8 protein-coding genes are annotated in these 10,354 nt (G+C 49.9%); 4 read left to right on the top strand and 4 right to left on the bottom strand.

The genetic code is table 11. From position 1 onward, the window contains the following. Window positions 1-417: 417 nt before the first annotated feature. The 3 genes from KDK19_RS20740 to KDK19_RS20730 all read right to left on the bottom strand — a co-directional run bounded on the left by KDK19_RS20740 (window position 418) and on the right by KDK19_RS20730 (window position 4,027). Window positions 418-1,860 (bottom strand): TrkH family potassium uptake protein, encoded by a 1,443-nt coding sequence (locus tag KDK19_RS20740; protein ID WP_257281766.1) that lies wholly within the window; start codon window positions 1,858-1,860, stop codon window positions 418-420. Between the two features lie 251 nt (window positions 1,861-2,111). After that, on the bottom strand, window positions 2,112-3,089 hold the full coding sequence (locus tag KDK19_RS20735; RefSeq protein ID WP_257292849.1) for an MDR family oxidoreductase: 978 nt from the start codon (window positions 3,087-3,089) through the stop codon (window positions 2,112-2,114). A gap of 65 nt (window positions 3,090-3,154) precedes the next feature. Further along, window positions 3,155-4,027 (bottom strand): LysR family transcriptional regulator, encoded by an 873-nt coding sequence (locus KDK19_RS20730; RefSeq protein WP_257252562.1) that lies wholly within the window; start codon window positions 4,025-4,027, stop codon window positions 3,155-3,157. A gap of 135 nt (window positions 4,028-4,162) precedes the next feature. Here KDK19_RS20730 and leuC point away from each other — a divergent pair, with 135 nt between their 5' ends. The 4 genes from leuC to asd are packed head-to-tail and all read left to right on the top strand — an operon-like array spanning window position 4,163 to window position 8,512. Next, window positions 4,163-5,602 carry a 3-isopropylmalate dehydratase large subunit gene (leuC, locus tag KDK19_RS20725; RefSeq protein WP_257252565.1) on the top strand — a complete coding sequence of 480 codons (1,440 nt, stop codon included), beginning with the start codon at window positions 4,163-4,165 and terminating at the stop codon, window positions 5,600-5,602. Next, the gene (gene leuD, locus KDK19_RS20720; RefSeq protein WP_257252560.1) at window positions 5,599-6,246 is read left to right on the top strand and encodes a 3-isopropylmalate dehydratase small subunit; all 648 of its coding nucleotides are present in this window, start codon (window positions 5,599-5,601) and stop codon (window positions 6,244-6,246) included. The genes leuC and leuD overlap by 4 nt, the downstream gene beginning before the upstream one ends. A gap of 47 nt (window positions 6,247-6,293) precedes the next feature. Continuing rightward, entirely contained in the window at window positions 6,294-7,373 is a 1,080-nt protein-coding gene (gene leuB / locus KDK19_RS20715; RefSeq protein WP_257252559.1) for a 3-isopropylmalate dehydrogenase, read from the top strand. 17 nt (window positions 7,374-7,390) lie between these two features. Then, window positions 7,391-8,512, top strand: a complete 1,122-nt coding sequence (gene asd / locus KDK19_RS20710) for an aspartate-semialdehyde dehydrogenase (protein ID WP_257252558.1) — start codon at window positions 7,391-7,393, stop codon at window positions 8,510-8,512. 142 nt (window positions 8,513-8,654) lie between these two features. On the opposite strand, the gene KDK19_RS20705 is transcribed toward asd, so the two are convergent. Beyond that, the coding region (locus KDK19_RS20705; RefSeq protein WP_257292848.1) for a hypothetical protein at window positions 8,655-10,354 on the bottom strand (1,700 nt) is incomplete at its 5' end.

Below are 10,354 nucleotides of genomic sequence, written 5' to 3'. Positions count from 1 at the left end.
GAGCTAGGGATAGCCCGAAAGACTGTCTATAGATGTCTACAGAGTGCTTGAGGAATAAAGCTAACAGCATAGTCATAGCTCAGGTTTCACTGCCTTCATTACTGCCTACAACTCTGCCTACATTTTGTTATGTGAAGTGGTATTGAAATTGTTGTAAGATGATTGCTCATTTGTCTACAGTCCACGGCACACAAGGGATACAGCAATGAGTAATCATAAAGAAGAATACGACCTTGATCTAATACAGGAGTATCAATAAATACTATTTGATTTGCATCAGTTTTTCGAAACGCTGACAGTGCAGTTAAGTGCTGATCTCCTGACACGATCTTTATTGAACGGTCTGGTTATCCTTTCAGAGGTCAGGAAGACCCGTTGGGGGTGAAAGGATATCCAGACAGACAGGATGTAAACTTGTCAATGTTTCCAGAATGCTGGAGTAAAGAGTACCAGAACGGTAATAACTTCCAATCTGCCCAGCAGCATTCCCGCGCTCAGTAACCACTTGGCTGTATCAGGCAGCGATGAAAAATTGCCTGCTGGTCCGATGATATCTCCAAGTCCGGGTCCAACGTTGGTGACGGCCGTCATTGCACCGCTTAGGCTGGTGACAAGATCCAGCCCCAGCAGGCTCAAAAGCAGGGTGAGAATGGTGGTCAGAAGTACGAAAAAGAAACAGAAAGCGATCAGGGATCTCAATATGTCGCTGCTGATTTGATGGCCGTTATAACTTTGTACAAAACAGGCCCTGGGATGAGCCAATTGTTTCAGTTGAATCCCCAACAGGCGTGCACCAATCTGAAAACGGAAAACTTTTATTCCGCCTGATGTGGAGCCTGAACAACCGCCAATACCCGTCAGGCAAAGAAACAGGGTGGCTGCAAATCCTCCCCAAAGGGTGTAGTCCGTCAATGCATAACCTGTCGTGGTGATAACAGAAACGGTATTAAAGGCAACCAGGGTCAAAGACTTGAACAGAGAATAGTCACTGTTGATAAACAACCAGAGAGTGAAAAGCCCCCAGAGTATTATCAGGAACTTGAAATAAGCCTGTACCTGATTATCTCTCAGCATCGAGTGAGGATCCCCCCTGAGGAATTTGACAAACAGAACGAAGGGGAGAGAACCACAAATCATGAACACTATAGCAACCCAGTGAATGAAAGGGTTTTGGAACTGAGCCATAGAGTTGTCGGAAGTTGAGTAGCCCCCGGTGGAAAGAGTGGTCATAGCGTGATTGATGGCTTCAAAGCCAGTCATGCCTCCCAGAAAATAAAGATACGCACAAAAAACGGTCATACCCAGGTAGATACAAACAATACGCTTGGCGATGCTGCCTGAGCGAGGCATGGCCTTGTCTGACCAGTCGGAAGACTCGCTTTGGAACAGGCGCATACCACCCACTTTCAGGAAAGGCAGTACCGCAACAGCCAGAACAATAAAGCCAATGCCACCCAGCCATTGAAGCAGTGAGCGCCACAGGAGCACCCCGGTATTCATCTGGTCAAGTCCACTGAGCACGGTAGAACCGGTTGTTGTAATCCCGGACATGGTTTCAAAAAATGCGTCGGTATAACTGATATCCAGTTGTATATACAGAGGCAGGGCTGCGAAGGCACTCATTGTGAGCCAGGAGGTATTGGTCAGCAGGAAGATTTGTCTTGGGTTGAGATTGAATTCTGGTACACGACAAAAGTAGTAAAGCGGTGCACCTGCCAGCAGGGTTATCAGGGCCGACAAAGTGAATGAATAAACCCCTTCCGCGCCAATAACGAAATCATGCAGGGCTGGCAGTAGCATCAGTACTGATAACATCACCAGAAACAGGCCTATGACGAGGAGAACGGGGCGGAAATTCATGGTTGTTTTTGTTTAATTAGTTAAACGTCGAACTATTACACTTGAAGGATTCGAAGTAATTAAGGGTTAGTACTTAGCGGCAGGTCGCGCTAACTGAATGTTTGGTCCTCAATCTTCTGACATGAAAGCATATTACCGTCAGATCCATGGAGTAACCTTGAATAAGACGGAAACATGAAAAGATCAGTTGGCCGAAAAATAGCAGAGCGAAAGGCTCGAATTTTATAGATTCTACTTATTAAACGATCAGGTTAGATTTTTACGATCATACGACCGGTTACCTGACCCACAGTGATGGCTTCAGCGTATTCAGCAACTTCTTCCAGAGAGACTTCCTGACAGGCCAGGTTGTAGAAATCTTCGGGCAACAGCTCCATCAGTCGTTCCCAAGCCTGAATACGTTTTTCTGTTGGACACATTACTGAGTCAACCCCCTGAAGATTCACGCCTCTCAAGATGAATGGCATCACTGTGGTTGGAAGGTCAAAGCCCCCCGCCAGGCCACAGGCTGCAACAGCACCACCGTAGTTCATTTCCGAGAGAACCTTGGCGAGCAGTTTGCTGCCAACCGTATCGACGGCACCAGCCCACATTTGTTTATCCAGTGGGCGGGCGGGCTCTTCAAAGCGGCTTCTTGGCAGGATTAGTTTGGCCCCCAGGTTGATCAGCATGTCGGAGTTTTCAGGACGGCCTGATACAGCGACAACGTCGTAACCCAGTCTTGCCAGTAGGGCGACAGAAGTAGTGCCCACGCCACCACTGGCGCCAGTGACCAGAATCTCGCCTTTTTCAGGTGTGACACCGGACTGCTCCAGAGCCATCACGCATAACATAGCTGTGAGACCTGCTGTGCCGACTATCATGGCTTTTTGGCTGTTGAGTCCGTCTGGCATTTTCACTAGCTGACAGGCTTTAACCCTGGCTTTTTCAGCCATACCGCCCCAGTGGTTTTCACCCACGCCCCAGCCGGTGAGAATGACCTTGTCACCTTCGGAAAATTCAGGACCGGAGGAATCGATGACTGTGCCGGCAAAATCGATGCCCGGAACCATGGGGAAATTGCGGATAACCTTGCCCTTGCCGGTGATGGCCAGGCCGTCCTTGTAGTTGAGAGAGGAATATTCCACCGCTACCGTCACTTCCCCTTCGGGTAGACGACTGTCGTTCAGTTCCTGGACAGAAGATACAGTGGCATTGCCTGCCTGCTCTAGCAACAGTGCCTTGAACATACGGCGCTCCATCGGTTCAATGAAAGATGGTGAAATTATAGGGGTAACTCTGCGAATAACAATGGTCAGTCAGATTCCTGATTCAGAAGATTCAGAAACGCATTGGTCGCATTGGATAAGGTCCGCTCTCTGTGGGTGATGTAACCCAGCTCTCGTGAAGGCGTACGGCATTGTGTTTTCAGTGCAACAAGATCGTCGTCCAGCATTGAAGCGGGCAAAATGGTCCAGGCCAGTCCGATAGAGGCCAGCATCCGGATCGTTTCAAGGTAATTGGACGTCATGGCAGTTTGCAGAGACAAGCTTTCTTGTTCGAACAATTTACGAACCAGTCGGTGAGTAAATGTGTTTGAGCTTGGCAGAATCGCCTGGTGTTCACTTAATTGCTGAGTGCTGACTTTTTTTAGACCCGACAGGGGGTGGTCTTTGGCCGCCATGAACATCAACGGATCATTCCAGATCAGTCGGGATTCAAAACGATCCGGATTGTCAGGAGAGAGTGTTACGATACCGAATTCAATGTCACCCCGAATCAGCATTTCGTAAGCCACTTCAGAATCCACAAAACGAATGTCGAGTCTGACCTCCGGATAGCGACGAGAGTATTCCCTCAATATACCTGGAAGCCTGCGCAGGCCTATGTGGTGGCTGGTGGCCATAGCCAGAGTGCCTTTTACCTGAGTCTTCAGGTTGCTGATTTCCTGACGGGAATCCTTCATCAACGCCAGCATTTGCCGGGCTTTGGGCAAAAGGATGCGCCCAGCTTCGTTCAAATTGATCTGTCGACCGATGCGATCAAACAACTGGGTATCCAGTTGGCTTTCCAGGGAAGCAATACGTTTGCTGACAGCTGGCTGGGTCAAATGCAGCTTTTCTGCCGCCAGAGAGAACGAGTTGCACTCAGCAACGGTCAGAAATGCGGTAAGGCTTGGTATATCCATGGTTCAGTTTTTTGTGAAGAGCTAACAATTGATAACTTATAGTTATTAATAGCATAAAAAAGATGAATTTGAGTAATCTGTTCTCTCGTTCTAGGATACCCGTATAACGAAAATGCGGTAATGAGGATTCAGCTAATGGCAGGTAAGACGCTCTATGACAAGCTGTGGGACAACCACCTTGTTCGTCAACGGGACGATGGTTCGTCTCTGATTTACATTGATCGTCAGCTACTTCATGAAGTCACCTCTCCACAGGCGTTCGAAGGTCTTCGCCTTGCTGGCCGCCAACCCTGGCGTATTGATGCCAATCTGGCAACGCCTGACCATAATGTGCCGACTACCGTTGATGAACGCAAAACCGGCATTGATGGTATCGAAGATCCTGTCTCCAAAATTCAGGTCAAAACACTGGATGATAATTGTAATGATTTCGATATTGTTCAGTTCGATATGATGGATACCCGTCAGGGTATTGTTCATGTTGTGGGCCCGGAGCAAGGCGCAACCCTGCCGGGTATGACTGTAGTTTGTGGTGATTCCCATACGTCGACCCATGGCGCTTTTGGTGCTCTGGCCCACGGTATTGGTACCTCCGAAGTCGAGCACGTCATGGCGACCCAGTGTCTGGTTGCCAAGAAAATGAAGAACATGCTTGTGCGTGTTGATGGCGAGCTGGGTCTGGGGGTTACGCCTAAAGACGTGGTTCTGGCCATTATCGGTAAGATCGGAACTGCCGGTGGCACGGGCTTTGCCATAGAATTTGGCGGTGATGTTCTGCGTGCCATGAGCATGGAAGGTCGAATGACCGTCTGCAATATGGCCATTGAAGCAGGTGCCCGGGCGGGCATGGTCGCGGTTGATCAGACCACGGTTGATTATGTGAAAGGTCGTCCCTTTGCACCCAAAGGTGATTTCTGGAACAAGGCAGTAGACGCCTGGTCCGACCTGTACTCTGATGCCGATGCTGTTTTTGATGAAGTGGTCGTTCTGCAAGGTGAAGACATCAAGCCTCAGGTGACCTGGGGCACCTCTCCTGAAATGGTTCTGCCTGTAGATGCCAACGTACCCTCCCCGACGGATGCTGAAGGTTATGAAAGAGCCCTGGAATATATGGGGCTGACAGCAGGCATGCCGATCACGGATATTCCTGTTGATCGTGTCTTTATTGGTTCCTGCACCAACTCACGTATTGAAGACCTCAGAGAGGCGGCTGCTGTCGTAAAAGGCCGAAAGGTAGCCGACACCGTTAAGGAAGCACTGGTGGTTCCGGGCTCGGGTCTGGTAAAAGAGCAGGCAGAGAAGGAAGGGTTGGATAAAGTCTTTGAAGCCGCTGGTCTGCAATGGCGTGAGCCAGGCTGTTCCATGTGTCTGGCCATGAATGCTGACAAGCTGGGAGCCGGTGAACATTGTGCTTCCACTTCTAATCGTAACTTTGAAGGTCGTCAGGGTTTTGGTGGTCGAACACATCTGGTCAGCCCGGCTATGGCGGCAGCGGCTGCAGTAACCGGCCATTTTGTTGATGTGCGACTTTTCATTAATAAAGAAGTGATGGGACAGGGGGCTCAGACACTATGAAGGCATTTACTATTCATACCGGTTTAGTGGCGCCGCTTGATCGTGCCAATGTTGATACCGACATGATCATTCCCAAGCAGTTTCTGAAATCCATCAAGCGCAGTGGCTTTGGTCCGAATCTGTTTGATGAATTGCGTTACCTGGATGAAGGGCAGCCAGGCCAGGACTGTTCAAAACGTCCGGTGAATCCAGACTTTGTTCTGAATCAGGATCGTTATCAGGGTGCATCCGTACTGATTGCCCGGCAAAACTTTGGTTGTGGCTCCAGTCGGGAACACGCGCCATGGGCTCTGGATGATTTTGGTTTCCGCTGCGTCATTGCGCCCAGCTTTGCCGATATTTTTTACAATAACTGTTTCAAGAACGGCATTTTGCCGATCACTCTTTCGGAAGACGCTGTTGATGCGTTGTTCAGTGAAATTGAAGCACAGGAAGGCTATCAGCTGAAAGTCGACCTTGAACGTGAAAAAGTGATCAAGCCAGATGGCAGTGAGCTTGGCTTTTCGATCGATGAGTTCAGACGTCACTGCCTGCTCAATGGTCTGGACGACATAGGTTTGACATTACAGGACGCTGATGAGATCAAAGCCTTTGAAGAACGTCATCGCAATAATCAGCCCTGGTTGTTTGATGCTATCCGTTAAATCCGGTCAGTTTACAAGACAGTATTTTTAATCAGAGGTAAAGGTAAGTGAGCAAGCAGATTTTATGCCTGGCGGGTGACGGTATTGGTCCTGAGATTGTCGCTGAAGCGCTGAAGGTTCTGGATGTCGTTAAAGCCCGCTTTGGGTTGACTATTGAAATCAGTAAAGGTCTGGTGGGTGGTGCTTCTCTGGATGTTCATGGTGTTCCCCTGACCGATGAGATTCTGGCCGAAGCGAAAAAGTCTGATGCCATCCTGTTTGGCTCTGTGGGCGGTCCCAGGTGGGATGACCAGCCTATGATGAACCGCCCTGAGCGTGGACTGCTGAAGTTGCGTGCCGAACTGGGACTGTTCGCTAATCTGCGGCCAGCAATGTTGTTCTCGCAGCTGGCTGAAGCATCCAGCCTCAAGCATGAATTGGTGGCGGGTCTGGACATTTTGATCGTCCGTGAGCTGACCGGCGGTATCTACTTTGGTGAGCCAAGAGGTGTACGAACACTCGAGAGCGGTGAGCGTGAAGGTTACAACACCTACGTATATCGTGAATCTGAAATCAGGCGCATTGCCAAAGTAGCTTTTGAAGCGGCACAAAAGCGAGGTGGTCGACTGACATCGGTTGATAAATCCAACGTGCTTGAAGTGACCGCCCTCTGGCGTGAAACAGTGACTGATATGGCTTCTGATTACCCTGACGTGGAACTGAGCCATATGTATGTTGATAATGCGGCAATGCAGCTGGTGCGTGAACCCAAACAGTTTGATGTGATGGTCACCGGCAACATGTTTGGTGACATTCTGAGTGACTGTGCCGCCATGCTCACCGGTTCCATTGGCATGCTGCCGTCGGCTTCTTTGAACGAAGCCAACCAGGGTATGTATGAGCCTGTGCACGGTTCTGCCCCGGACATTGCCGGTCAGGGTAAAGCGAACCCACTGGCCCAGATTCTTTCTTTGGCGATGCTGCTCCGTTATTCTCTGGGGGAAATGGCAGCGGCTGATGCGATTGAAAAAGCAGTCAGTGATGTTCTGGATCAAGGACTGCGTACCGGAGATATTGCCTCAGAAGGTTGCACACTGGTAAGCACCTATGAAATGGGTGACGCCGTTGTGGCTTGTTTGAAGGCTTGAGCATTTAGGGGGTAGTTATGAAAAAAGTCGGTTTTGTTGGCTGGCGGGGAATGGTCGGCTCAGTGTTGATGGATCGTATGCGTGAAGAAAACGACTTTGCGATTATCGATCCGGTCTTCTTTACCACATCCCAGCACGGTCAGCCCGGTCCACTTATGGGTAAAGATCACAGCAAGCCTGTTGCAGCGCTTCAGGACGCTCATTCGATTGATGCGCTGGCCGCGATGGATATCATTATTTCCTGTCAGGGTGGCGATTACACCAATCAAGTCATTCAGCCCCTGCGTGACAGTGGTTGGCGGGGTTACTGGATTGACGCTGCTTCTTCTCTGAGAATGAAGGACGACAGTGTTATTGTTCTGGATCCAGTCAACCGTCCGGTTATCGACCGGGCCATTGACGCCGGTGTTAAGAACTTTATCGGTGGTAACTGTACCGTCAGTCTGATGCTGATGGCGATTGGCGGACTGTTTCGCGAAGGTCTGGTGGACTGGGTCAGTGCCATGACTTACCAGGCTGCCAGTGGCGCCGGTGCCCGTAATATGCGTGAACTGATCACACAGATGGGTGTGATTCGTGACAATGTTGCTGAAGAACTGGCTGATCCTGTCAGTGCCATTCTTGATATAGACCGCAAGACCTCTGATCTGCTGCGCAGCTCGGATTTGCCACAGAATGAATTCGGTGTACCTCTGGCAGGCAGTCTGATTCCTTACATTGATCGTCAACTGGAAAACGGGCAGAGCCGGGAAGAGTGGAAAGCTCAGGCAGAAACCAACAAGATTCTCGGTCTGGACGGTCAGGCTCTGGTGCCGGTGGATGGTGTCTGTGTTCGCATTGGAGCCATGCGTTGTCATAGTCAGGCGTTGACGATCAAACTGAACAAAAATGTTCCAATGGCTGATGTGGAAAGCCTTGTTGCCAGTGCCAACGACTGGGTTTCGCTGATCCCCAATGACCGTGAGATGACCATGGAGAAGCTGACACCCGCAGCAGTGACCGGTAGTCTGGATATTCCAGTGGGTCGTGTTCGCAAATTGAATATGGGGCCTGAATATCTGTCTGCCTTTACGGTAGGAGACCAGCTGTTGTGGGGGGCTGCCGAGCCTCTGCGTCGAATGCTGGGTATTTTGCTCTGATCTTTTGGCTGGCAGCCTTAAGTCCGACAGGCTGCTGGACCAACTTTTTCTATCTCTCTTGCTGGATATTAAGTCCTGCCTGTTTGCTCAATAGCTCCAAAACAACTCGTTTACTCGTTCCCGCGCTCCAGAGGATGTCATTTCACTGAGTGAGGTCACTGTTCCGGTGTACATCAAAAAGCTTGCGTTTTCGATGTATTCTTTTATGATTCGTCAGGTCAAAAGCATTCTTGCAAATATTCCCGCATGGTCTCTGCAGACCGTCCTCTCCGACCACTGTCGTATCGCAGGTTTGTGGTCCGCTATGGTCTCTTCTTTTGTGGACCAACAGGGCGTTGCTATTATCGAATAGCTTTCCGCATGGCCACGGCCGACCATCCCCTCCGATTAGTGTTACTTCGCAGGTTTTTGGCCCGCTATGGTATAAGCTTTTGTGACTCGACAGGCTTGAAGCACTCTTACACACCGCCCCGCACGGCCGCTGCTGCCCATCCTTCCCCATTACAGTTTCCTTACAGGTTTGTTGCCCGGTGTGATCTTTTCTTATATGTACCATCATTGCCTGATAACTCTTGTAGACCTTCCCGCATGGCTGCTGCTGGCCAATCTCTCCGGCCATGGTCACTTTACAGGTTCGTTTCCCACTGTGCACTCTGCTTTTGTGACCCGAAAGAGTTTGAGCGTTACTGAAGACTGATCCGCATAGTCGCTTCTGGCCATCTTTCCCAACTACAGTTACGTCACAGGTTTGTTGTCCAGTGTGGAAGGTTCTTTTGTGATCCGTCAGGGCTTTAGAGCTTTTGCAGTCCGCCCCGCATCGGCGACGCTGGCCATCCTCCCCGATCACGGTTACGTCACAGGTCCGTTGCCCGCTATGGTAACTGTTTTTGTGAGCTGAAAGGGCTTTAGCATTCTTGCAGATTGAGCCACATGTCTGCGGTTGGCCATTCTTCCCGATCACCATCACGACACAGGTTTTTTGCCCGGTATGATATCTTCTTTTGTGACCCGACAGGGTTTTAGTACTCTGGAAGACCATTCCGCATGGCCGTGGCTGCCCATCCTTTCCAACTACTGTCAGGTGACAGGTTTGTTGCCCGCTATGGTATGAGTTTTTGTGATTCGACAGGGCTTGAACACCATTGCAGACCTTACCGCATTGTCGACGCTGGCCATTCTTCTCAACCATAGTCACGTTACAGGTTTGTTGCCCGGTGTGGACATTTCTTTTGTGATAAGTGAGGGCGTTAACATTCTGGAAGACCATTTCGCATGGCCGTGGTTGGCCATCTTCCCCGACTACTGTTACGTCACAGGTTTTTTGCCCGGTATGGTATTTGATTTTGTGAGACGAAAGTGATTTTTGATTCTTGTAGACTTTCTGGCATTGCCGCAGTTGGCCATCCTCGCCGACTAAGATCACGTTGCAGGTTGTTTGCCTGCCAGAGTCAATGGTACCCGCTGCCCCTGCACCCATTGAGTCTGCGATCCTGTCTGAGGCGATCCCGTCTCCAGGGCTGCAACGATAGCAGTATCTATTAGCCACGTGGGAGCATGAACTTTCTCCGGATGTTTCTTCAGTGTCGTATGTAGAACTTTTTTCACAATCTGGCACTATGCTGTCGGATGAGTCGGAAGATGGTCGGAATTGACAAACACCATTACAGGGATAGATATAACAATTTAAACCCACGGTATGCAGTTGCCAGTCAGGATCTTCATTACCGTCAGCAGAGTCAGAAAACAGGAGACTGGTGAAATAGCCTCTGATGTGAGTACTGGCTTGTGGGGCATGCTGGTCTGATGATTCTGATGGCTGATAATGAGGTGGGTCTTGTTCAG

This window comes from Endozoicomonas sp. ONNA1 (assembly GCF_024606325.1).
Classification (GTDB): Bacteria; Pseudomonadota; Gammaproteobacteria; order Pseudomonadales; family Endozoicomonadaceae; genus Endozoicomonas_A.
The sequence above is the reverse complement of the archived record's forward strand: the minus strand, read 5'-3'. Positions and strand labels throughout refer to the sequence as shown.